The organism is Marinomonas sp. CT5, from assembly GCF_018336975.1.
GTDB lineage: Bacteria > Pseudomonadota > Gammaproteobacteria > Pseudomonadales > Marinomonadaceae > Marinomonas.
The window spans coordinates 2,083,730-2,105,898 of record NZ_CP025572.1 but is presented as its reverse complement, the minus strand read 5'-3'; the positions used below and the strand labels follow the sequence as shown (position 1 = coordinate 2,105,898).

The 22,169-nt window shown below is 43.3% G+C and carries 26 protein-coding genes; 9 read left to right on the top strand and 17 right to left on the bottom strand.

Translation table 11 applies throughout. The features are described 5' to 3' along the window. Positions 1-95: 95 nt before the first annotated feature. On the top strand, positions 96-1,061 hold the full coding sequence (gene cysK, locus C0J08_RS09850; RefSeq protein ID WP_212655957.1) for a cysteine synthase A: 966 nt from the start codon (positions 96-98) through the stop codon (positions 1,059-1,061). An 84-nt stretch (positions 1,062-1,145) separates the two neighbouring features. Here the strand turns inward: cysK and C0J08_RS09845 are convergent, their stop codons facing one another. The 13 genes from C0J08_RS09845 to C0J08_RS09785 form a co-directional block, all read right to left on the bottom strand. Next, positions 1,146-1,394 (bottom strand): hypothetical protein, encoded by a 249-nt coding sequence (locus C0J08_RS09845; RefSeq protein WP_212655956.1) that lies wholly within the window; start codon positions 1,392-1,394, stop codon positions 1,146-1,148. 154 nt (positions 1,395-1,548) lie between these two features. Further along, positions 1,549-2,124 (bottom strand): NAD(P)H-dependent oxidoreductase, encoded by a 576-nt coding sequence (locus C0J08_RS09840; RefSeq protein ID WP_212655955.1) that lies wholly within the window; start codon positions 2,122-2,124, stop codon positions 1,549-1,551. 59 nt (positions 2,125-2,183) lie between these two features. After that, positions 2,184-2,531, bottom strand: coding sequence for a MerR family transcriptional regulator (locus C0J08_RS09835; protein WP_212655954.1), 348 nt, complete (start codon positions 2,529-2,531; stop codon positions 2,184-2,186). Between the two features lie 38 nt (positions 2,532-2,569). Then, entirely contained in the window at positions 2,570-3,361 is a 792-nt protein-coding gene (locus C0J08_RS09830; RefSeq protein ID WP_212655953.1) for a class II glutamine amidotransferase, read from the bottom strand. Then, entirely contained in the window at positions 3,354-5,222 is a 1,869-nt protein-coding gene (locus C0J08_RS09825; protein WP_212655952.1) for a VWA domain-containing protein, read from the bottom strand. Before C0J08_RS09825 ends, C0J08_RS09830 begins: the two co-directional genes overlap by 8 nt. A 52-nt stretch (positions 5,223-5,274) precedes the next feature. Then, entirely contained in the window at positions 5,275-5,754 is a 480-nt protein-coding gene (locus tag C0J08_RS09820) for a YcgN family cysteine cluster protein (protein WP_212655951.1), read from the bottom strand. A gap of 16 nt (positions 5,755-5,770) precedes the next feature. Beyond that, positions 5,771-6,064, bottom strand: coding sequence for a YcgL domain-containing protein (locus C0J08_RS09815; protein WP_212655950.1), 294 nt, complete (start codon positions 6,062-6,064; stop codon positions 5,771-5,773). 28 nt (positions 6,065-6,092) lie between these two features. Then, positions 6,093-7,235, bottom strand: coding sequence for a ribonuclease D (gene rnd, locus C0J08_RS09810; protein ID WP_212655949.1), 1,143 nt, complete (start codon positions 7,233-7,235; stop codon positions 6,093-6,095). A gap of 1 nt (position 7,236) precedes the next feature. Next, positions 7,237-7,830, bottom strand: a complete 594-nt coding sequence (recR, locus tag C0J08_RS09805; protein ID WP_212655948.1) for a recombination mediator RecR — start codon at positions 7,828-7,830, stop codon at positions 7,237-7,239. A gap of 9 nt (positions 7,831-7,839) precedes the next feature. Then, on the bottom strand, positions 7,840-8,166 hold the full coding sequence (locus tag C0J08_RS09800) for a YbaB/EbfC family nucleoid-associated protein (protein ID WP_212655947.1): 327 nt from the start codon (positions 8,164-8,166) through the stop codon (positions 7,840-7,842). 14 nt (positions 8,167-8,180) lie between these two features. Then, positions 8,181-10,424, bottom strand: a complete 2,244-nt coding sequence (gene dnaX / locus C0J08_RS09795; RefSeq protein ID WP_212655946.1) for a DNA polymerase III subunit gamma/tau — start codon at positions 10,422-10,424, stop codon at positions 8,181-8,183. Positions 10,425-10,631: 207 nt separating this feature from the next. Beyond that, positions 10,632-11,627 carry an oxygen-dependent tRNA uridine(34) hydroxylase TrhO gene (gene trhO / locus C0J08_RS09790; protein ID WP_212655945.1) on the bottom strand — a complete coding sequence of 332 codons (996 nt, stop codon included), beginning with the start codon at positions 11,625-11,627 and terminating at the stop codon, positions 10,632-10,634. A 66-nt stretch (positions 11,628-11,693) separates the two neighbouring features. Continuing rightward, entirely contained in the window at positions 11,694-12,458 is a 765-nt protein-coding gene (locus C0J08_RS09785; RefSeq protein WP_249344611.1) for a 2OG-Fe(II) oxygenase, read from the bottom strand. Between the two features lie 32 nt (positions 12,459-12,490). Between C0J08_RS09785 and radD the strand changes: the two genes are divergently transcribed. Beyond that, positions 12,491-14,248: a DNA repair helicase RadD gene (gene radD, locus C0J08_RS09780; RefSeq protein WP_212655944.1), complete on the top strand. Its 1,758-nt coding sequence runs from the start codon at positions 12,491-12,493 to the stop codon at positions 14,246-14,248. On the opposite strand, the gene C0J08_RS09775 is transcribed toward radD, so the two are convergent. Both C0J08_RS09775 and C0J08_RS09770 read right to left on the bottom strand, forming a co-directional pair. Beyond that, positions 14,245-14,832, bottom strand: a complete 588-nt coding sequence (locus C0J08_RS09775) for a TetR/AcrR family transcriptional regulator (RefSeq protein WP_212655943.1) — start codon at positions 14,830-14,832, stop codon at positions 14,245-14,247. The two genes, radD and C0J08_RS09775, sit on opposite strands and share 4 nt — an antisense overlap. Positions 14,833-14,900: 68 nt before the next feature. Then, positions 14,901-15,665: a DUF1499 domain-containing protein gene (locus C0J08_RS09770; RefSeq protein ID WP_212655942.1), complete on the bottom strand. Its 765-nt coding sequence runs from the start codon at positions 15,663-15,665 to the stop codon at positions 14,901-14,903. A gap of 298 nt (positions 15,666-15,963) precedes the next feature. On the opposite strand from C0J08_RS09770, the gene C0J08_RS09765 reads away from it, so the two are divergent. Further along, positions 15,964-16,674, top strand: coding sequence for a tRNA-uridine aminocarboxypropyltransferase (locus C0J08_RS09765; RefSeq protein ID WP_212655941.1), 711 nt, complete (start codon positions 15,964-15,966; stop codon positions 16,672-16,674). Between the two features lie 57 nt (positions 16,675-16,731). Here the strand turns inward: C0J08_RS09765 and C0J08_RS09760 are convergent, their stop codons facing one another. Next, the gene (locus tag C0J08_RS09760) at positions 16,732-17,214 is read right to left on the bottom strand and encodes a DUF2947 family protein (RefSeq protein WP_212655940.1); all 483 of its coding nucleotides are present in this window, start codon (positions 17,212-17,214) and stop codon (positions 16,732-16,734) included. A 145-nt stretch (positions 17,215-17,359) separates the two neighbouring features. Here C0J08_RS09760 and C0J08_RS09755 point away from each other — a divergent pair, with 145 nt between their 5' ends. Then, entirely contained in the window at positions 17,360-17,551 is a 192-nt protein-coding gene (locus tag C0J08_RS09755; protein ID WP_212655939.1) for a hypothetical protein, read from the top strand. Between the two features lie 149 nt (positions 17,552-17,700). Beyond that, positions 17,701-18,345 carry an HAD family hydrolase gene (locus C0J08_RS09750; protein WP_212655938.1) on the top strand — a complete coding sequence of 215 codons (645 nt, stop codon included), beginning with the start codon at positions 17,701-17,703 and terminating at the stop codon, positions 18,343-18,345. A gap of 44 nt (positions 18,346-18,389) precedes the next feature. On the opposite strand, the gene C0J08_RS09745 is transcribed toward C0J08_RS09750, so the two are convergent. After that, positions 18,390-19,418, bottom strand: a complete 1,029-nt coding sequence (locus C0J08_RS09745; protein ID WP_212655937.1) for a nucleoid-associated protein — start codon at positions 19,416-19,418, stop codon at positions 18,390-18,392. A gap of 85 nt (positions 19,419-19,503) precedes the next feature. Here C0J08_RS09745 and C0J08_RS09740 point away from each other — a divergent pair, with 85 nt between their 5' ends. The 4 genes from C0J08_RS09740 (at position 19,504) to C0J08_RS09725 (ending at position 22,153) form a co-directional block, all read left to right on the top strand. Then, entirely contained in the window at positions 19,504-19,821 is a 318-nt protein-coding gene (locus C0J08_RS09740) for a hypothetical protein (protein WP_212655936.1), read from the top strand. A 94-nt stretch (positions 19,822-19,915) separates the two neighbouring features. Next, complete coding sequence (locus C0J08_RS09735; protein ID WP_212655935.1) at positions 19,916-20,338, top strand: VOC family protein; 423 nt, start codon at positions 19,916-19,918, stop codon at positions 20,336-20,338. A 116-nt stretch (positions 20,339-20,454) separates the two neighbouring features. Next, a complete protein-coding gene (locus C0J08_RS09730; RefSeq protein WP_212655934.1) occupies positions 20,455-21,087 on the top strand; it encodes an OmpA family protein in 633 nt (210 codons plus the stop codon). A 151-nt stretch (positions 21,088-21,238) separates the two neighbouring features. Then, positions 21,239-22,153 carry a restriction endonuclease gene (locus tag C0J08_RS09725; protein WP_212655933.1) on the top strand — a complete coding sequence of 305 codons (915 nt, stop codon included), beginning with the start codon at positions 21,239-21,241 and terminating at the stop codon, positions 22,151-22,153. Positions 22,154-22,169: the final 16 nt, after the last annotated feature.

Genomic DNA, 22,169 nt, shown 5'->3' with positions numbered 1-22,169 from the left:
TCAATCCCAAGGTAAGGGTTATAGTGAACGTCATTCGCGGCGCATCTAATAGGATGTTGCCATTCAACACAGATCTACAACAAAAAGGAAATGGTATGTCTCATCAAGTATTTGAAGATAACTCTCTTACCATTGGCAATACGCCACTTGTACGCTTAAATCGCATCGGTAATGGCAATATCTGGGCGAAAATCGAAGCTCGTAACCCAGCCTTCTCGGTAAAATGTCGTATCGGTGCCAACATGGTGTGGGATGCCGAAAAGAAAGGTATTCTAACGAAAGGAAAATCCATCGTTGAACCTTCTAGCGGTAACACAGGTATCGCCTTATGTTTTGTTGCGGCATCTCGTGGTTATCCAATCACCATCACTATGCCTTCCAGCATGAGTGTGGAACGTCGCCAAGTTATGAAAGCCTTGGGCGCCAATATTGTATTAACTGAGCCAGCCAAAGGCATGAAAGGCGCGATTGCAAAAGCAGAAGAAATTGCTCAAGACGAGAACTTTGTGCTGCTACAGCAATTCGATAACCCAGCCAACCCTGAAATTCATGAAAAAACCACTGGCCCTGAAATTTGGCAAGACACCAATGGTGAAATCGACGTTTTCGTTGCTGGCGTCGGTACAGGTGGCACCATCACAGGTGTTAGCCGTTACATCAAAAACACCCAAGGCAAAGCCATTGTGAGCGTCGCGGTAGAACCCACTAGTTCACCGGTTATTACCCAAACTCTTAACGGTGAAGACCCAACACCTTCCCCACACAAAATCCAAGGCATTGGCGCAGGCTTCGTACCGAAAAACCTCGATCTTTCGGTAGTCGACCGTGTTGAGCAGGTGTCCAACGAAGACGCTATCGCCATGGCAAAACGCTTGATGCGTGAAGAAGGCATTTTATGTGGTATCTCTTGTGGTGCCGCTATGGTTGCAGCAGAGCGTTTAAATCAATTGGATGAATTCAAAGACAAGAAAATAGTCGTCGTATTACCGGATTCTGGCGAACGTTATTTGTCTACTGCGTTATTTGAAGGCGAGTTCACTGATAACGAATTGGTGCAATAAGCCTAATTAAAACGCTAAAACACAAAAATCCCCGCACGGCCTAAGCCTTGCGGGGATTTTTATGTTAAGTGATCATGGCTGCTATTAGTGCGGTTTCTTCGCGCCATAACGCACCATATCTTTACCATTTTCAAATACGTCGGTCGTAATCCAACGCCCTAAGACCAGTTGCTGATTGTCATCTAGCACAGCCACAAAAGGACGGCCATTCGCATTGTTCGTCGCCAATGCCACACCAGATACGTTATCAAGGCCCAAACCACCCACTTCGACTAAACGCAAAAAAGTTTCAAGTTCGTCTAAGGTTTCGATCACATCATTGTCATTAATCATTCGTTCTACTCTGTTACATCAATAATGGCGTAAGGATAACAGCTATCGAGACGAGTGAAAAACCAATGCCAATGCCTAGCTAAAAATAAAACCTTGGCGGTAAAGCCCGTTATTGCTACACAAACAGCAAGAACCAATATGAAAAGTGACAAGACTATTTGAGTTTTTTAGCGATTTTACTGACTTGATTTAACCACTTTTCGCGCTGCTCTCTTGTCGAAGAAATTATGGGAGCAAAATAGGTAGCCGATGTATTTTTAATCCCTGAAAAGCCAAGCATACAGCGTTTTAGCTCTTTATAAATAGGATTGCCATTTACATACTTATACCAAAATACAGGCGTATCAAGGGTGATAATTAGCTCAGAAGTGCGACCTTCTAGTAATTGCTTAGGGGTGGATTTGTCATTGATGTATTTAAAAGCAAACCCAGGAAGAAAAGTTCTATCAATTAGCCCCTTAAATTTTGCAGGTAATCCCCCCCACCAAACAGGCGATATAATAACAATATGTTCTGCCCATTTTACGCTCTCTTGAAAGTCAACTAAATCGGGTTCTAATGGCTGTATTTGGTCGTAACCTTCCTGCAAATTACTGTCAAAATCCAATAATCCAAGATGAATGATTTTGCTGGCATAATGGCCAGGCAAGGAAGCGCAGTATTGATCAGCAAGAGACTTACAAAAGCTATTAGACTTAGGATTAGCATTAATGACTAACACTTTTTTCATGTCAAAAAGACTCCATTTATTTGAAAAATGCAGTCTACACTCTCACCTATAGGTCAGAGTCAATCTCCTTCAAGACATTTTTTAATCGTTTCACGATAATCCGCAATCCGTTTTTTTTGTACGATTAACGTCTGGATTTTGTCTTCAACTATCTCTTCCTGCTGAATCAGAAAGGCACTTACTAATTGCCAATCTAAATCTTCATCTTGGCTTTTAAGAATCAGTAAATCCGATAATTGAATGCCAAGAGTTTGTGCTTCTCTAATAATTTTAATGAGTTCAATATGCTTATCGTTATAAACACGATACTTACCCGACCTGGGGACATTTAATAATCCAAGAGCTTCATACAAACGGATAGCTCGCTGCGTTGCTCCAGAACGTTTCGATGCTTCATTAATGTACACACCAATTCCCTTATCTCGATCTCAGTCATCGAAAAAACTTAGTTAGCATGATCTACTTTAATCTGACTAACCACTTCCCCACCTTCAAACACACACAACTCACCCTCGGTCATTTGCTGCCAAGTCTCATCGTGGGTTAATGGCTGAGTGGCGATGACAGTAACGACATCTTTGTCAGTGGTCACTTCTTTAAAATCAACGATGACGTCTTCGTCTGACAGGGTGGCTTTTTTGAATGGAGCCCGTCGAGTAATCCAGTGCAACTTAGTCGTACAGAAACAAAAAAGGCGAACACCATCAGATAACATCATGTTAAACACACCACGCTCTTTCAGCTGTAACGCCAACTCTGAAAGCGCCGCAGACAGTGATACTAACGAGGGCTCTTGCTCACCAAACTTTGCTTTCAGCTGCTCTACAATCCAACAAAATGCCCGCTCTGAATCCGTACTTCCTAATGGGTGATAATGCTCTATCGGTAAAGATTCTGATGATTCTAATTGTCCGTTATGGGCGTAAGTCCATGTTTTGTCCCAAAACAAACGATTGAATGGGTGAGTGTTTAATAAACTCACCGCTCCCACATTGGCTTGTCTAATATGGCTGATGACAATATCGCACTTTAGTGATGTGTTGCTGATAACTTCCGCCATGTCTGAATCAGCACTTGGTCTTGGGTCATGAATCGCCCAAACATCACCATCACGATACATGGCCATCCCCCAACCGTCTTTATGGGGACCTGTACGTCCACCACGGGCACGTAAACCTGAAAAACTAAAACATATATCGGTTGGCACATTCGCACTCATGCCTAATAACTCACACATCGTCTACATCATCTCTTTTAAGGGATCGTTTTTTCTTCATACTACGATATAAAAATACACCACCAGCAATCACCAAAATACCGCCCAAATTTAAAACCGCATACATAATCCATTCTGTTGTCGATAAGGTACTTACTTCATCCAAGACCTCATCTGTTGTCGATTTGACTTCCTGCTTCTCTTCATCTGTTGGCGAAGCAGTCATACTTTCTTCTGACTCACTCACCACAGATATGGAAGGTGGAACCAATACTGGCATCACATCATTATTGGATGAAGCCACGGGAATGAGTATCTCATCAGAAGAAGTATCGCCTAACCCAACCGTTGGCGAGTCATTTCCTTGCCGATTGAAGTGCCAAATAGGTGTCCAATACTCAAAACGCACTCCGGCTTGAGTGAAAGCAATTAACTGCGCACGAACTTTAACGTTATCATTTGCTGAAACAGGAACAATTTTTTCCCAATAACCTTGACCAACAAGCGGCATGTCTTCAATTTCAGTTGTGCCATTCTGGTCAGTAAATTCAAGCTTCACTTTCGAACGAAGCATATTCAATTTTAAGTTCACAGGCTTAGCAGAAAAGGCCACCAAATTTCCGCTAGGGTTCGTTCCTTCAAAGTTAATTGCTGGATGTACCGTAAAAAATTGACTGAGTTGACGAGAGAAAGTTTTACCATCTAGCACACTAACCAGTTCATAATTACCTGACTCAGTCACCCCGCCTAAGCGCTGCTTAAACTGTCCTTTCGTTTTTTCCATCTGACGAGAAAACAGCGTTTCTTTTTGCTCTCCACTTAAACGCACAAGAGTTTGTTTTACATCCACTAAATTTAGTATTTTCTCATCTTTAATCACTTGATCTTTTTGAAATAAAGCAATGGTCGAACTTATGGGTTCATTTTGAAAGATGACTGGGGGGACACGTGTAGCATGAGCACTTAAATCGGTAATAATTCTGATATTACTTCTCTCAAGATCAGCATTATTAACTTGCCACTTCCCAGATGCAGGGTTACGAATCGTGATAAGGGTGTAATGACTTGAAACAGAGACCAGAAGATTTTTAGTCGTTTCCAATGGCAAAATGGATCCATCGGGTTTTACAACTTGAGGCTGCACATCCCCGTCATGAAACACCACCAAAGTTAACTCTTTAATAGAATCATCAACATCAAAGTAATTACCATCAAATGGTAACTCATCAGAAGGTGATGCTTGAGTAAATATACGGTCAAAGGTATCCAACAAATCTTCTGGAATAGCCACTTCGGTATGGGTTGCATTAGTTAACAATGAAAGAGACTCAAGTAAATCTTTGTCTGTGTAACCTGTCATTGAAACAGTATGCAGATGAATTCCACGTTCTTCTAACTTGGCGCTCAATTCATTCAGAATACGATCCCGGGACGCTTTATTTACCTCATTATCCAAGCTGATATCTACCATGCCATCCGTGACTAAAATCCAATGGCGATTAAACCCAGACTTCAAATCTCCCGAATCCGGTGTATCTAGCAGTAACTTTAAAATGGCTTCTAAATCGGTTTTAACATCTTGCGTCAAATAGCTATCGACATAGCTCGCAAGTTTAGCTTTATTCGCTTTATTAACAATAGCTTCTGGTAATAAGACTCTTGGCTCCTCACCAAACAACCAGATGCCGAGAGTAGCTTTTTCTTCAGGAGCAAGATTTGAAATGAGTCGTAAGGCCTCAGACGTTAATTTATCAGGGTCACTGATCAACATACTGCCAGAGGCATCAACAATAACGCGGAATTGGGTATCCGCTTGGCTAGATGGCACCCAAAAGGATAAAACAGCCACTAACAACACAGTATTTATTTTCAACCACTTCACGTTTGCGAACTCCTTGAACTACTTTGCTGAGATTAGCGACTGTTTGTCGAACTCATGTTATTTCATACGGCTCCGGCATGCCATGAACCCACTTAATAATATGGGTTTCCCAATCTTCTTCGTCAACCGTATTTTCATTCACCGCATAATGAGTCACGGTCAGACCTTGACGAAGCATCTCTTTATTACTACCCACAATCAAAGGATGCCAGTCTGGTAACGCTTTGGTCTCGTGTAGTACACGATAGCTACAAGTATCTGGTAGCCAATGAAACTCATCAATCTGATCTGGCGTCAGCGTAATGCACGTTGATACCTTTTCTTGGCGAGTTTCGTACACTTTGCACTGGCAAGATGCAATATTAAGTTGATGACAGGACAGATTGGTATAAAAAACCTCGTCTGTTTCGTCATCTTGTAGCTTCTGCAAACAACACTTGCCGCAGCCATCACATATAGATTCCCACTCTGCTTGAGACATCTGCTCTAACGGAGTGGTTTTCCAAAAAGGCTCATAACGCTTTGCGATCATTCTCTACATCACCCAATTAATAAACGGCTTCTGTTGGTGCTTTATACAAATCCAACAAGTAGTCATCTTTCGCTGGTGGCAATTGCAAATAAAAGCCTTTTTCACGAATCGCTTCAATTACCGTTTCAGGCGTGGCTCGAGCCAATTTACTCTCTTTGGTGAGCAGCATCGTCATCGCACTAATGCCTTTGCCAAAGCGACTCATAAGCTCTTCCGGAATGTCCTTCAGCCCTTTGCTTTTTTCCACATACAAGTACATTTCATCATGCTTGCTAGAACGGAATATTTCTACGATTAAATGCTGTTTCATAATTTTCTCTTGGCGCTAACACGCCATGTTAAGACTTTTTAAATTTCTCTAGGACCGGATTAACAATAACGTCACGTCGCCAACCATTTAATGCCGGATTAGTCCAATCCACCTCAGTACCATCAAATAAATAACGCACTAAAGGTTCCAATAACTTGCGCTTCATCATAGCTTCTGGCGCTATATTCAACGCCTCAGCCTGTTCACGCACAAACGCTTTAATACTTTTGGTTAAATCCCCAGCCTGCGAAGGCAAAGGAATTTCCAATGGCAACTGATATTCATCAGGAGACAGTTCGTTCACCAAAGCAACGTTTTGTAGAATAACATCACCGTATAAACGATGTTGGCGTCCGGTTAATTCTTCTGCTTCGGAAATCGCTTTATGGTGAGTCGGTAAGATTTTTGACAGCGACCATAAGGTTCGATCTTTAAGGATCTGCCCTTTTGGAACATCTTCTTTGCGAGCTTGCTCATCACGCCAGATAAACAACAAACGCAATAACGTTAAACCTGCCGGAGTCAAACGCCACGCGGTTTTCACACCATCCCAGTTTTGCTCAGGATCAGAATTCATCTGATACTGCCATTTTAGTGACTCACAATCTTCCATGACCCATCCAAGCATATTCTTCGCTTCTAAACGAGCAATTTGCATTGGATAAACTTGTGCTAAATACACAACATCAAGTGCAGCGTAACGCTTTTGCGCATCCGTTAAAGGTCGCTGAACCCAGTCAGAGCGAGTCTCATCTTTTGCCACTTCAATTTGCAAATACTCATGAATCAACTTCACATAACTCAGTGACCATTGCGCGCTGGCATAAGCCTCGCCAATTTGGGTGTCATAAAAAGGTGCAGGTAAAACGCCTAATAAACGATCAAAAACATCTAAATCTTCAGAGCAAGCGTGAAACACTTTCATCACCCCAGGATTCACCATCAAATCACGGAGTGGTCCCCACTCATCAATGCTCAAAGGATCAATCAATACAGCCTTTTCACCTTCACTAATTTGAATGAGCCCTGTAATAGGAAAATAGGTTGTGCGACGAATGAACTCTGTATCGACTGCGATAACGGGGAGCTCGGCCCAGTAATCACACCAACTAGCCAGCGCCGCATTATCAGCCACCCAAATAATATTCAGAGCATCATCTTGATCATTCATACTAGAGTTTTTTCCGTCCCTCTAGCGCTAAAGCCAGAGTGTTGCCATCAACGTATTCCAGCTCACCACCCATTGGTACCCCATGGGCAATACGACTGACATTGATGTTCAGTGTTTTTAATTTTTCAGCAATATAATGGCAAGTCGCCTCGCCTTCTACTGTTGAATTCGTGGCAATAATCGCCTCTTCTACTTGATTGTGTTGGACCAAGGTTTCTAATCGATCCAAACCCAATTCTTCAGGGCCGATACCATCAATCGGAGACAAATGTCCAAGCAATACAAAATAACGCCCGGTGAAACTTCCAGCCGATTCGATAGCAATGACATCCGCTGGAGTCTCTACAATACACAAACGTTTAGCATCACGCTCAGGATCTTTGCAAATCCCACATTCAGACTCTTCGGTAAGCGTCCGACAACTTGAGCAACGCCCAACTTTGTCGAGCGCTTCTCGCAAAGCATCTGCCAATCTATCCGCCCCTTGATGATCTCGTTCCAATAAGTACAACGCCATTTTTTGTGCGGATCGTGGACCAACCCCAGGCAAACAACGTAGAGACTCAATCAATTCTTTAATTAAGGGACTAAACAAAGCGCTCTCCTAGAAAGGCATTTTGAAACCGGGAGGTAAAGACATGCCCGCTGTCGCCGCTGACATTTTTTCTTTCTGAGTTACTTCAATATTACGAACCGCATCATTAACCGCCGCAGCAAGCAAATCTTCCAACATTTCTTTATCATCGCCGAACAAAGAATCATCAATAGAAACGCGTTTAACATCGTGACGGCCAGTCATTAGGACTTTAACAAGACCTGCACCGGCTTGCCCTTCTACTTCCATATTGGCAATTTCTTCCTGCGCTTTCTGCATGTTTTCCTGCATTTGTTGCGCTTGGCGCATCATGTTACCCATACCACCTTTAAACATATTTACTCTCCAATTTAGGCTTTAACTTTAACTGTATCGTATACCAGCTGTGCACCCATCGTTTCTGATAAGGCCTGCACAACCGGATGTGAATTCAAATGTTCGATAGCCACTTGCAACGCTTCAGCGCGTTTGCTGGCAGCAAACTCTTCTGCGGTGACACCTGTCGTGTCTTCCACTGTGTCGATAATTAAGGGCACATGCATAGCAAAAAATTCGCTCAGCACTCCCTGTATTTGTTCATAACGAACTTGATTTAACATATGGCCATATTCCAATGGCACTTCCAAACGAACGCCTTGGTCACTGGCATCAACCATGCTGGAATTCATTAAAATATTTTGCACCAAACCTGTCAAAGGCAAACGCGGTGCCAATAGCCACCACAACTCCATCGTCAATTCATTATAATGACTTACTTCTGGCATCGGCATGCCTAAGGCGGGTTGAGCAATCTTATCAGGCACTTTAGATAGCCGGGTATCAGGCGTTTTCGCTTCCTCAACTTCTGGCGCTTCAATTGGCTCTGCACCTAAGGCTTCGACCAATTCCGCGGCAGGATTAAAAGGATCAACAATATCCGCGATGGCGCGTTCTTCTGCTTCCTCTTCGTCCTCATCATCGTCGTCATCCAATGCGCTTTCTGACAGCGTCTCTTCAGATAAAACTGCGGAGCTCGGCTCAGGTTGTGACGCAGAATCAGGCTCAGACTGATGACTCAATTCTTGCTCAATATTCGGCTCTGATTTAGTGTCTAACTGCACCTCAGGGGCTTCTTCAGCCAACAACTCAGTCGATGCTAAATCCGCATTTTTCGCAGGTTCGGCCATCTCAATATGAGTCGTTTCTTCCTTAACCACCTCATTAGAAGCATTAATCGTTTCAACGTTATTAACTTCATCCGCAACGGACGATATTGGCGCCTCTTCCCAAGGCGGGTGTTCATTGGCTGACGTTGGTGTTTGTTCAGCTTTTGGCTTTGTATCCGCTTGGTTATCAACAGACTCAATTGGCTCTGTTACAACAGATTCCCCTTGCTCAGGGAGTGTTTTTTTTTCTGTCACCGATTGCGTCGGATAATCAGATTCCGAAGACTGATTCACCCTGTCAGCGACAGGGTCTGTGGCCGCACTGACGACTGGCTGCTCATTGTGACTAACAACCATTGGCGGAGTCGGACGGAAGGCAATCAGCCTTAACATCAACATTTCAAAGCCAGAGCGAACAGAATGAGCTAGATGTAAATCTCGGCGTCCGATCAACAAACTCTGATACATCATTTGTATTTCTTCAGGGCTGACGCTCGCAGCCATAGCCTGAATACGTTCCAAATCACCAAGCTGATCCATTAAAGCGCCCGGCACTTGTTGCTCTATCGCTACCCGATGCAACACATCAAGCAAACTCCCACAAATAGCCGAAAAATCAGGCTGATAATCCGCGAGCTGTTCTATTTGTCTAAGGACTTGCGCCGCATTTTTAGATGCAACGCTTTCTAATAAATCCAATACTTGTGCTTGATTTACTAAGCCAAGCATCGCTGTCACGCCAGATTCTGAGATAGTGCCATTACCAAATGCAATCGCTTGATCCGTAAGACTCAAGGCGTCACGCATACTTCCATTTGCCGCTTGACCAATTTGCCACAGGGCTGGCTGATCAAAATTAACTTGCTCTGTATTGAGTACAGTTTGCAAATAATCAACCACACGCTGTGGGGACATATTTTTAAGGTTGAATTGCAAACAGCGAGACAAAATCGTTACAGGTAATTTCTGTGGATCTGTAGTGGCAAGTAAGAATTTGACGTGAGCTGGCGGTTCTTCCAATGTTTTTAGCAACGCATTGAAGGAATGCGTCGACAGCATGTGCACTTCGTCTATTAGGTAGACTTTAAAACGGCCACGAGTAGGCGCGTACTGCACGTTTTCTAATAATTCGCGGGTATCTTCTACTTTGGTTCGGGAGGCTGCATCCACCTCAATCAGGTCGACAAAACGACCTTCTGCGATTTCGCGACAACTATCGCACGTACCACAAGGCTCCGGAGAGATACCATTGGTTTCACAGTTCAAGCATTTAGCGAAAATACGCGCGATCGTGGTTTTACCGACACCACGTGTTCCGGTAAATAAATAAGCATGATGCAAACGCTGCTGACGTAAAGCATTCACCAACGCTTGAAGTACATGGTCTTGCCCAGCCATTTCAAGGAAAGTCTGTGGGCGCCATTTACGTGCTAAAACTTGATAACTCATGATGGATACTGGCTGATAAAAAGCGATTTTTTATTGTACGGCAGTACGAGCAATTTCGAAACCACTCTTAGTGCACAGGACAGTAGGTAAATAAGAGAAATAACAAAAAACTTCGCTATAAAGATCAATAGCTTAAATTTAGAACACATTTTTGATCGACCTATCACCCAAAGAGCCAAGTGATAGGCCAAGCAAAAAGCCAGAAAATTAACTTGCTTTCGCTTCGCGAACTTTGCGTTGACGCTCTTTTTCTAATGCTTTTTCAAGACGATGTTTTTCCACCGCACTTAACACTTCGGCGCCAATGTGCTCTTCACCACGAGAACGAGCCAACTGAACTTGGCGTTCACGCTCTATAAAGCGCTGACGCTGCTCGTCGCTGAATTTATCAAAACAATGAACACAACTCACACCTTGAACATAGTGCTCGCTTTGTTTTTCTTCTTCCGTAATAGGCATACGACAGGCGTGACATTGGTCATATTCACCTTTTTGCAAATCGTGATTTACAGAAACGCGATTATCAAAAACAAAACACTCACCTTCCCACATGGTTTCTTCTTTCGGCACTTCTTCCAAGTACTTCAAGATGCCGCCTTCAAGGTGATACACCTCTTCAAAACCTTGCTCTAGCATGTAGGCAGTGGATTTTTCACAACGAATACCACCGGTGCAGAACATAGCCACTTTCTTGTGTTTCGCAGGGTCCATGTTCTCTTTTACATAAGAAGGAAACTCACGGAATGTTTCTGTTTTCGGATTGATGGCATTTTTGAACGTACCGATTTGCACTTCGTAATCATTACGCGTATCCACCAAAACCACATCAGGATCAGAAATCAAAGCGTTCCATTCGGTCGGCTTAACATAGGTACCAACGACACGTTTAGGATCAATACCTTCAACCCCCATGGTGACGATTTCTTTTTTGAGTTTCACTTTCGTGCGGTAGAATGGCATGTCTTCGTCATAAGACTCTTTAGACACGATATTGTCTAAACCAGGCTGTTCATCCAACCAAGCCAACAGAGCATCGATCCCTTCACGAGAACCCGCTACCGTGCCATTAATCCCTTCACTTGCAAGCAACAAGGTGCCGCGAATACCATTATCTTCTAAGGTTTTTTGCAGTGGCTCGCGCAACGATTCAAACTGAGGCAAATCCACAAACTTATAAAGGGCACATACTACGACTTTGGACATATCATTCTCCTATGCGATCTGGAACGTAAAACCAGAGCAATTAAACAAGCCGCGTATTATAGAGATTTATTGATCTGGATCAAGGGTCGAGCCTGTGGTGTTATTGACTCGGAACCAGCCTGCAATACTGTGTCGGGTGCGCTTGGCTACGACCACTTCATGGTAAAAACATTCACTCAGAAACACGGCCAAACGCCCCTTCTTAGGGAAGAATCGCCCCACCTCAATAGAAGGGTCATGTTCGTCATAAATAATGAGTTCGCCCCCATCTCCATCTTGCCAATCTTCGTTTAAATACAAAACGGTAGAAAGAATACGGTTACTCTGACCTTTAAAAGCATCAATGTGTTTTTCATAAAAAGCCCCTTCTTCATAACGAGCAAAGTGAGCTTCATAATCAAACAATCCAAGAAACAAACGGCGATTTAGGGCAACACGCAAATCCGCCATCATCTTCAAGAAATCGGTGCGAATGGGTTTGTCTGGATCAATCCACTGAATGTAATCCCGTCGCGCATCCAACTCGATTTGGTGGTCTTGCTTCCGACCAATACCAGCCTGCAACATATAGGCATTTTGAATACTCTCCGCTTCATCCACTAAGGCTTGGGTGAAATCCGTTGAAAAAAAGTCATCTTGCACACTCCAACCCTTGGTTTGCAGATCCATTAACAAGTTTTCAAATGGCTCCTCTCGACTAAAAGCAGGGATAGAGTTTTCTACATATAGACGCTTAGCAGGTAACACTTTGGTAGACATAGATGGATTATTCACTTTTAAACAGGCAAAATTACGAGAGCGGTCATAATACTGTAGCCAACGAGACAACACACCTAGATTTCATCACATAGATGCAAAATACAATGCCCCAAACCTTTCAATTACGAGACTACCAAACCCAAGCCGTTGAGGCCTCTTTGGCGCATTTTCGCAGCAGTGATGATCCAGCTGTTATTGTTTTACCCACTGGGGCCGGCAAAAGCCTCGTCATTGCCGAACTCAGCCGACTCGCCAAAGGTCGTGTCATCTGTCTGGCCCATGTCAAAGAATTGGTGGAGCAAAACCACGCTAAGTTTCTAGCCACTGGGGCCACGGCGGGTATTTTTTCTGCGGGGTTAAACCAAAAATCCAGCACCGAAAAAACCACCTTTGCCAGCATTCAATCTCTGTCATCCAATCTAGAAAGCTTTGTTGAACCGGCGAGTTTGATCATCATTGATGAATGCCATCGGGTTGGCATGGAAGACAGTGGGCAATACAACAAAACCATCGAACATTTTAGACAGTTAAACCCTAACGTTAAAATTCTGGGACTGACCGCCACGCCCTATCGCCTAGGCAGCGGCTGGATTTATCAGAATCATTACCGTGGTTACACAAGAACCTGCACAAACTCTCTGTTTAAAAAGTGTATTTTCGAACTACCACTGCAACACATGGTGAAAAAAGGCTACCTGACGCCTCCAATTCATTATGATGCCGCCATTGCGCATTATGATTTCAGCTTATTAACGGAAAGTTTGGATGGTGAACAAAGCACCGACGACATCGCACTGAATGAACTCATTCACAAACACCCACGAGTAACCAAAGCCGTCAGCGAGCAAATACTCCAACTGAGCCAAGACCGCCAAGGGGTGATGATATTTGCCGCCACGATAGACCACGCAAAAGAAATCGTCAGCTACCTTCCTGAGGATAAAACCGCGCTAATAACAGGCCAGACTAAACAAAAACAACGGGATTCATTGATCACTGCCTTTAAAAACAAAGAGATCAAGTACCTAGTCAATGTATCGGTTTTGACAACAGGATTTGATGCACCTCATGTGGATGTGATCGCCATATTGCGACCAACTCAATCCATTAGCTTGTTCCAACAAATTGTTGGTCGAGGCTTACGATTAAGCCCAGAAAAAAAAGACTGTCTAGTCTTAGACTACACCAATAATGGCTACAACATATTCCAGCCTGAGATTGGCGAGAAACGCCCTACGCAAGATTCAGTCGCGGTACAAATTCATTGCCCTGCCTGCGACTTTGCCAATACATTTTGGGGAAGAAAGGATTCGGAAGGTAATATCCTTGAGCATTTTGGCCGACGTTGTCACGGTCTCGTAGAAACCGAATACGGTGAAGAACAATGCTCGTATCGATTTCGCTTTAAACGCTGCCCCCATTGCAATGAAGAAAATGATATTGCAGCACGCCAATGCCAGCACTGCGCTGAGAAACTCATCGACCCTGATGACTTATTAAGAAGCGCACTCAACCTAAAAAACAATAAAGTATTGCGCTGCTCCGCCATAACACCGGACATCAACCTCAAAGAAAAAAACATCAAGATCACTTATCACGATGAAGACGGCATGACGTTATCCGAGACCTTCCGTTTCAACTACAAGAAGTCACGCCAGAGCTTTAACGACTTATTTGCTCGACGAATTGCTAACGGCAGTCAAGCCATTGAGTTTGATAAACTGGAAGAAGTAGAACCCTTTCTGCCCTACTTGCCTGCACCGGACTTTGTTATCGCCAAAAAACAAAAGCAGCACTGGCAAGTTACAGAACGCTTATTTGATTACCAAGGCCCTTACCGAAAAGCCAACGAACTTGGCTAAGACTTATTTTTTACCGCATTACGATAAGACACTTCAAACGGAAGGTTCATACGCTTCAAATGATCTATTGCCATCGGACCTAAAATACCTTTTGGCACACTGGTTAATAAAACAAACCAATAGTTAGAAATCATATTTTCCGCAAAAATAGCGGCGGTTTTGTCATCTACGCCAACTTGTTTAAAGCGCTTCACAATACCGTCTGAAATAACCGCCATTTGGTTAGTATGAAATCCCCCTTTGGCGAGGCTATCCAACAAAACTTGACGCGTAAATTCAGCGTACTCGTCATAGAAATCAAACAAAACCTGAGCCATTTGAAGAAGGTAATCAATAGGAGAGGCACTGACTTTTTGAGACGCAACAGCAGCACGAAGTGCCACATCCATCTCATCAAAAAAGATGTCTTTTACTAAGGAAAGCTTATCGGGAAAGTGAACAAATAAAGTGCCAACAGCAATACCGGCTTGCTGACTTAAATAACGGGTGCTGGTTGCTTCAATGCCTTGCGTTAAGAAGGCTTGCTTGGCAATGGATTTTATTTTAGATCGAGTATTGGCTTTTTGTTGCTGACGAAGACTCACCTGAACATTCCCCTGAGTAATACATCAGGAGAGTCTAGCCTGTCTGATTTTCGAAAACGAGCAGAAATTTAACGTCCAGTGTAAACATTAGGAACACCTGTCTTTGATAAATTCACCGACAAATCATCCATAAAAGATACAATGCGCTCTGCATTAACGCCAAAGTCACCAAGGCCGACTCTTGAGCAAGAACGCATATCCACTCTCACCTCATCCACATCGACCTGAATAACACGTATAACCACATCATCCCGGAAACCAAAAATAGGCGTACGAGCGGTTGCTTCAATGATGCCGGCCCCTGGGTATTCTGCTAGAACATCCCAATCACGCTGCTCAACAAGCTGCTCCACAGCCCTAAACACCGCTGCCTTATCTTTAGAAGAAAAAACAGGCTTAACTTCCGGATAGAATTTATGCTGAATTGGCGCCCATTCGCTGTTGTAGCGCAAATCATTTTCTTGAGACTGACGGACAAAATTGACATTGAGGAAGGCTGGAGGGTTATGAGTATCAGTGGTGATATCATTGATATTGGGTAAGTTTGCTCGTTGTAGATAAAAGCCAATCCACATTAAGCTATAAACAAGGGAAACAATTAAGACTAAAAAAAAGAATCTCTGACACGCTATATTTTTTTCTTTCCGACAAACACCTAATGACACCGCAGCGAGAAGGGATAAGACCAACGAGGCAAATACGCTCTTACGCAGCATAGAGAAACCCGTAATTGGTTCAAACAGCCCAACTCTTACACCGGCGATAGATATAAATGCGATACAACCAACCAACATGAGAAGAATGTATAAAACCGGAGAGATATAACGACTCATAGACAACTCATAGCGAAAAAATAATATCTCACACCTTATCGCGACTTGAAGACAACGAACAGGAACAACAAGCGCGTTTCGGCGCATTCCTTTATTTTTGCATATTTTCTGTAAGGTTTTAGAAAGAAAGACCAAATATTGCTCTTAATCAATACAAAAAAAACACACTAAACACGCCACCAAGACTGACACTTTGAACAAAAAACAGCCTCCAGCATAAAAACCTGCCCAGTTAACCTATAGACAACCTGTACTAAAAGTCGATAATGTCGTGCCAAAAATGCCACGCAGCTAATACATGACACAAAAACCAGCCCCGCATTGCGTTGATCGATTACGCCTACAATGCAAACATGATTCAAAAAGGCCTTTCCTTGCCCGAGGCGCGAATGCCATTCGCTGCTCACACTGTTTAATGGCTGAATTTGCCTGCTTTTGTCACTTAAGAAAAGCATCGCCTTCCGCCGTTGAGTTTATTCTGCTATTTCATCGAGATGAGATTCACAAACCCACCAACAGTGGTCGCCTCATTGCTGACTTATTCCCACAAGATACCCATGCCTACTTATGGAGTAGAACAGAACCACCTAAAGCCCTGCTTCAGCATCTTGAGACTAAACATGATAATTGCACCCTACTCTTCCCAAATACAGAAACGGCACAACGACAGGGAAGACAACAAAGGCTATTCGATCAACCAATCAACAAAAGTGATGAAAAACATACCTTCATTATTTTAGATGGTACTTGGAAGCAAGCGAGCAAGATGTTCCATCAAAGCGAATGGCTAAAACAAATACCGCATTTTGAAATAAGCAGCGAATCACAACGCTCATTTCTTGTTCGCCATTCTCAACATCAAATGCAATTTGCCACCGCAGAAGTCACCGCCATGTTGCTCGATACATTAGGCCACCAACAACAAAGCCAGCGGCTGCTAGATTACTACCAAGCCTTTAACAAACAATGCTTAATAAGTCGTAAGCGAGGTAACGACGACACAATCTGAAAGAAAATTACCAAACACAAAGAGTAATAAGAACAAGTAAATACAATGGCAGAGCCATTAAGATTGTCTATAAAGTAAATTCATCCAACCATTGGAATGAAACTGAGCCGCTTGTTTCTTCTTTTTACCAACCAAAATCGGGCCATTATCCAAGAACAAAAAAGCTTTCCAAGTGCGCTTAAATACGCCCCACTCTAACTCAAAAACCAACTCATTATGGCAGCAAAAAAACACCTTAGTATCGTCACCCCAAGCCGAAAAATGCACTAAAACTTCCTCTGGCAATGATACTTCATCACTGTCCCATGCTTTTTCCCATTGAAGCTTACCATCTGGGGCTTGCGCGTTAGGATTATTTAACCAATCTCGTTCAGTGAAATGATCAGGATGAAGCTGTTCGTCGCTAATATAGTCCCGCCAAATCTGACTAGCACGGGCTTCACTTAATAAGTGTATTTGCTGCAAATCTTCCGCTTCAACCTTGGGGTCATTACGCTTAAAGATCCAACTTTTTGAGAACTGTTCTAACGGTTGGTACAAGGATACTTCCTTAACAATTTAAAATGATGAAAAAAACTAACCTAACAAGTGAAAAAGGATCGTTTGTTCAATCGGTCAAGCTTAACTACTATTATCATTGTTGTAATAAAACAACATTTCTTAATTCAAATATCAGGAGAATACTATGGACTCTCAAGAACAATACGAAGCATTACTCGCAAAATGGGGCTACGCTGACACTACTGTTGAAGACCACGCTCGCCGTCAACGTCGTGCTCGTCGTATCCAAGCTGTTGTCGCTTTCTTTAAAAGCACTGTTAAAACAATCAAGAAAGCCAGCGCTCGCCAACAGCAACTTGGTCAAGCAAGCCACTAAGTTGCACAAAAACAAGCCCATCATAATGGGGCGTTAGTATATCGTAAACAGATCTTTTTAAGGGGAGAAAAATAATAAAACTCCCTCCCTTCCTTTCCCCCCTCTCTATTCGCTATCATCAATACTCATTCACAACACAACTTCTTTTTATGATTTATTCTTACAAGGCAATCATCTTTGACTGCGATGGCGTTATTGTCGACACCGAAAACATCTCCAACACGATATTAAAATCCATGCTAAGCGAGTGTGGGCTAGAACTTGACGACGAAACACTGCATGCGAAATTCACCGGCTTTACCAACGCCGAAAACCTTATCAACGCCGAAAAAATGCTAGGCAGACCCTTGCCTGCAAATTTTGATGACGATTATAGACAACGCTTTCACGCTACCATCGAAGCAGAACTAGAACCGATTAAAGGCGTGCGAGATTTACTCAACAAAATAACAACCCCCATTGCCATGGCAACCAACGCTCGACGCCAAGAAATGAACTTTAAGCTGGATAAAATTCAACTTACGGAACAATTCTCCACTCGTTTTTGCGTGGAAGACGTAGAAAACGGTAAACCAGCGCCAGACCTCTACTTAAAAGCAGCCAGAGCATTAGGAGTAGACCCGGAAGATTGCTTAGTTATAGAAGATTCTGTGGCCGGCATAACTGCAGGACGAGCCGCGGGAATGCGAGTGCTTGCCTTTAGCGAAACACTGGATTCAGAAATGCAAACGGCCGCAGGCGCGACCGAATGTTTTAACACTATGAAAGAACTAGAAGCATTATTAGGACTTTAACAAACGTCTAGCTTGCTTTCGTTAGCTCAGCTCATCTAACAAAATTAGTTAGACATTGACTGTAATTGTTTGAGCAGACTCTTTGGCAAATCTTTAATCGTCAATGTGCCTGAGTCTGCATCAAACGTAATAGACTCGCTCAGCAACTCACTATCAAAACTGATCGTCAAAGCACGTGAACTGCCTGACAGACGCGTCAATTTTTTCAATGCGGCTTTCTCGACAAAAATTTCCTTTTCCATCTTAAAGCTATCGGAATCCGCAATCTCTAAAAACTTATTCGCCTGTTCGACTGAAAAACGAGACTCCACTTGCGACGCAATCTCTTTAATCGCCAGCGGTTCGCGATCTTCTGCTTTTGCCTGACAATGTTCAGACACCACTTTCTTAAATTCATTTGCTTGCTTAGAGGGTAAGCCTTCTGACTGACAAAACGCTGACGTCAAATCCACCAACTTGCGCGTTTCTTTTGCTGCCACCTTTGGCTCATCACAACCAATAAATTGCGTGAAATACTCGCTTTCAAATTTTGGCGCACGACCAAAACGAAAGGAAATATAGCGACCTTCATCGCCAGCTTGCCATGCGGTCAAATTAATCCGCAGCGACATGTGCAGTTTTTCCATCTCAATTTGTTCTATCGGAGACAAACTCAAATCAGCACCCAGACCAATGCCTTTTTTGCGTTTCAACATCACAATATATAAAAAGTGCGTATCATGAAGCTCGTAATGATTAAACCAAAGCAAGCCACCTTCGGCCTCTTCCACTGGCTCCAAATACTTTAGGTATTCCGCAGCGCACTCTTTAGTAAACTCGGCAAAATCGACAAAGGTATCGTTTTTAAAATGCTTAAACAGCAAAGCAGGTAATTGTGCGCCCTCTTCACTTCCTTGAGGGTTAACAAAACGTCCTGTGTTCATACCGGAACGATTAAATAGATTCGTCACCTGAGCAGACAATGCCTCTGCTTGCCCATCTACAGGGTTTTCATTTGGACGCGCAATCAATATCGCTTTACGCTCGCCTTCATGTTTTTGAATCTCATGCACAATTAAGTTGCTAATAGACACCAGCTACCTCTTACGTTTAATATGGATGATTACGTTCACTTTTTAACCCATTGACTCATACAGGATCGCCCCTAACCAAAACACCATGATAAAACCCAAAACCACCAAAAGAGACACACGAAAAGAACTGGAGTCTCTAGTAGATCAATTTATCAAAGAAAACGGAACGATCCAGCAGGTCAACATGGGTGAATCCGGACTTGTTGACGGCAAGTATAACACGAGCCACATCGGCTTTAACGAACCAAAGCAAGATCGCACGCCATTAAACCACGTTGTTGCTGCGATTCAACAACGAAAACAACCCAAATCCCAACCTGCCTCACCCATCAAGAAAAAACCAAAGAAAAAAATCATCTACGACGACTTTGGCGAGCCACTTAGATGGGTATGGGAAGAATAAGAAGACAATAAGAGTCTTCCCCCTACCACTTTGAATTACCCACCTGATACTGCAATAATGCTTCCACTAAAATCAACCGGAACAGGAAGCAATTATGTCTATTCGATATCTGCACGCTATGATCAGGACCGATAAACCGGAAGAGAGCCATACATTTTATACAGAAGGCTTGGGCTTAATCCAAACCAGACGCATGGACAGTGAGAAAGGCCAATTTTCGCTTATCTATTACGCAACAGAAGAAGGCGCACCAGAAGTTGAACTCACCCACAACTGGAGCGACCGCACCTACACCGGCGGAGACCAATTCGGTCACCTCGCCTTTGAAGTAGACAACATTTACCAAGTCTGCGAAAAACTTCAATCTATGGGCGTTACCATTTTAAGACCGCCTCGCGATGGTCATATGGCTTTTATTAAAGATCCTAATGGCATTTCCATCGAACTTTTACAAAAAGATGGCTCGCTTGAAAGCGCCGAACCATGGGCCTCTATGGAGAATACAGGCAGCTGGTAGTTACATAAAGTTACATAACTTTTAATTTTTTATACAAAGATACAAAAAGCCGATATAACTATCGGCTTTATTTTTTTAACCTTATAGTCAGTTAATACTTATTGGGCATTATTAAAATGAAAATAGGCAATGTCGTCATCACACTCACATTAGGAGCTTTGCTTTGCTTCAGTCACGTCGTGACTGCAGAAAGTTTGTATGCCTCCAATGTCGAGTCACGACTTGCCGATGCCGACCGAGATGGCGTTATTGATGCTCGCGACCTATGCCCAAACACACCAGAAGGGTCCGCGGTAGACAATGACGGCTGCCCCAACAAAACCACCAAACTCCTCTCAGTAGAATTGAATGTTCTTTTCGACACAGGTAAAGCCGACATCAAACCACGCTTTTACTCTGAGTTGAAAAAACTGGCAACATTCCTTCAAGAGCACCCGACCAGCACAGTGGTCATTGAAGGACATACAGACAACAAAGGATCGGCCGAACTTAATCGCGAACTGTCTCAAAAACGCGCAACAGCTATTGCCGATGTATTAGTAGACCGCTTTAGAATTAAAGCCGATAGAGTAAAAGCCATCGGCTATGGTGAAAATCGCCCTATTGCTGATAACGACACCGAAAACGGCCGTAAACAAAACCGCCGAGTGGTCGCCGAAGTTTATGCAAAACAACAATTCGCCAGTAAACGCTGGACCATATACAGCGTAGACAAAAATGCCAACACAGCGTTAAACAGCATCAACTAAGCAATTCAGAACATCCCCCCTTTTAAACCAGTCCGACAGCGACTGGTTTTTTTTTGGTTTGTTATATCGCTTAAATTTGCATTCTTGCTTCTACCAACAAAGCAACACAGGGTAAACTACACCACCTATCCATAATCACTTAAGGAAGAGCATGATCCCTAATTACCAAGACTGCATGAGGCCTTTTTTGGAAGCCGTCAACAATGCATCGGATACGGAAGTAAAATTAAGAGACATCATTACGGCCATTAGCGATCATTTCCAACTGTCAGAAGCGGAACGTGCTGAACCTTTGCCCAGTGGCAAACAACCCATCATCGACAATCGTGTGGGTTGGGCACGCACCTATCTGAGCAAAGCCGGTTTAATCGACAGCCCACGCCGCGCCCATTTTCAAATTACTCAACGTGGATTAAACGCCCTAAGCGATTCAAGTACAGAGATTAATACCCAATATTTAAAACAGTTTGAAGAATTCATCGACTTCACCAGCACCAGTGCAAAAACAAACGATGCAAAAACACTAGAAGAGCAAAACGTCGATGCCAACGACACCCCCGACGAAGTATTGCGTAATGCCTACAAAACCATCAACGATGCCCTCGCACAAGACATTCTAGAGCGCACTCGTAACGTCACGCCGGCTTTCTTTGAACAATTGCTTATCGATCTACTTATTGCCATGGGTTACGGCATTAATGGCTCAGGACATCGCTTAGGTGGTGCATACGATGGCGGCGTCGACGGCGTGATAAACCAAGACCCACTAGGCGTTGAGCAAATTTACATCCAAGCCAAACGCTATGCTCAAGGCCGCAATATTACACCAGAACAAATGAACAGCTTTGCAGGTGCCTTAGACAAAGTGAAATCAAAAAAGGGAATCTTTGTGACCACATCAGACTTCTCAACCAACGCCATCACAGAATCACAAAAATTCAGTGCGCAAGTCGTACTAATAAATGGCGAACAGCTTGCTAAGTTGATGCTGCGCTATAACATAGGCTGCCAGACACAACAGACATTGCATATAAAGCAAATAGACGAAGAATTTTTTGACATTTAAATTTTCACGCCCTTAT

What these genes read in the sequence shown, in the direction of transcription:
- C0J08_RS09725 (WP_212655933.1), top strand. Translation starts at nt 21,239, where the DNA reads ATGATCCCTAATTACCAAGACTGCATGAGGCCTTTTTTGGAAGCCGTC.
- trhO (WP_212655945.1), bottom strand. Translation starts at nt 11,627, where the DNA reads ATGTCCAAAGTCGTAGTATGTGCCCTTTATAAGTTTGTGGATTTGCCT.
- C0J08_RS09755 (WP_212655939.1), top strand. Translation starts at nt 17,360, where the DNA reads ATGGACTCTCAAGAACAATACGAAGCATTACTCGCAAAATGGGGCTAC.
- cysK (WP_212655957.1), top strand. Translation starts at nt 96, where the DNA reads ATGTCTCATCAAGTATTTGAAGATAACTCTCTTACCATTGGCAATACG.
- C0J08_RS09750 (WP_212655938.1), top strand. Translation starts at nt 17,701, where the DNA reads ATGATTTATTCTTACAAGGCAATCATCTTTGACTGCGATGGCGTTATT.
- C0J08_RS09830 (WP_212655953.1), bottom strand. Translation starts at nt 3,361, where the DNA reads ATGTGTGAGTTATTAGGCATGAGTGCGAATGTGCCAACCGATATATGT.
- C0J08_RS09735 (WP_212655935.1), top strand. Translation starts at nt 19,916, where the DNA reads ATGTCTATTCGATATCTGCACGCTATGATCAGGACCGATAAACCGGAA.
- C0J08_RS09815 (WP_212655950.1), bottom strand. Translation starts at nt 6,064, where the DNA reads ATGAAACAGCATTTAATCGTAGAAATATTCCGTTCTAGCAAGCATGAT.
- C0J08_RS09840 (WP_212655955.1), bottom strand. Translation starts at nt 2,124, where the DNA reads ATGAAAAAAGTGTTAGTCATTAATGCTAATCCTAAGTCTAATAGCTTT.
- C0J08_RS09740 (WP_212655936.1), top strand. Translation starts at nt 19,504, where the DNA reads ATGATAAAACCCAAAACCACCAAAAGAGACACACGAAAAGAACTGGAG.
- rnd (WP_212655949.1), bottom strand. Translation starts at nt 7,235, where the DNA reads ATGAATGATCAAGATGATGCTCTGAATATTATTTGGGTGGCTGATAAT.
- C0J08_RS09845 (WP_212655956.1), bottom strand. Translation starts at nt 1,394, where the DNA reads ATGATTAATGACAATGATGTGATCGAAACCTTAGACGAACTTGAAACT.
- dnaX (WP_212655946.1), bottom strand. Translation starts at nt 10,424, where the DNA reads ATGAGTTATCAAGTTTTAGCACGTAAATGGCGCCCACAGACTTTCCTT.
- C0J08_RS09730 (WP_212655934.1), top strand. Translation starts at nt 20,455, where the DNA reads ATGAAAATAGGCAATGTCGTCATCACACTCACATTAGGAGCTTTGCTT.
- C0J08_RS09765 (WP_212655941.1), top strand. Translation starts at nt 15,964, where the DNA reads ATGACACAAAAACCAGCCCCGCATTGCGTTGATCGATTACGCCTACAA.
- C0J08_RS09800 (WP_212655947.1), bottom strand. Translation starts at nt 8,166, where the DNA reads ATGTTTAAAGGTGGTATGGGTAACATGATGCGCCAAGCGCAACAAATG.
- radD (WP_212655944.1), top strand. Translation starts at nt 12,491, where the DNA reads ATGCCCCAAACCTTTCAATTACGAGACTACCAAACCCAAGCCGTTGAG.
- C0J08_RS09770 (WP_212655942.1), bottom strand. Translation starts at nt 15,665, where the DNA reads ATGAGTCGTTATATCTCTCCGGTTTTATACATTCTTCTCATGTTGGTT.
- C0J08_RS09820 (WP_212655951.1), bottom strand. Translation starts at nt 5,754, where the DNA reads ATGATCGCAAAGCGTTATGAGCCTTTTTGGAAAACCACTCCGTTAGAG.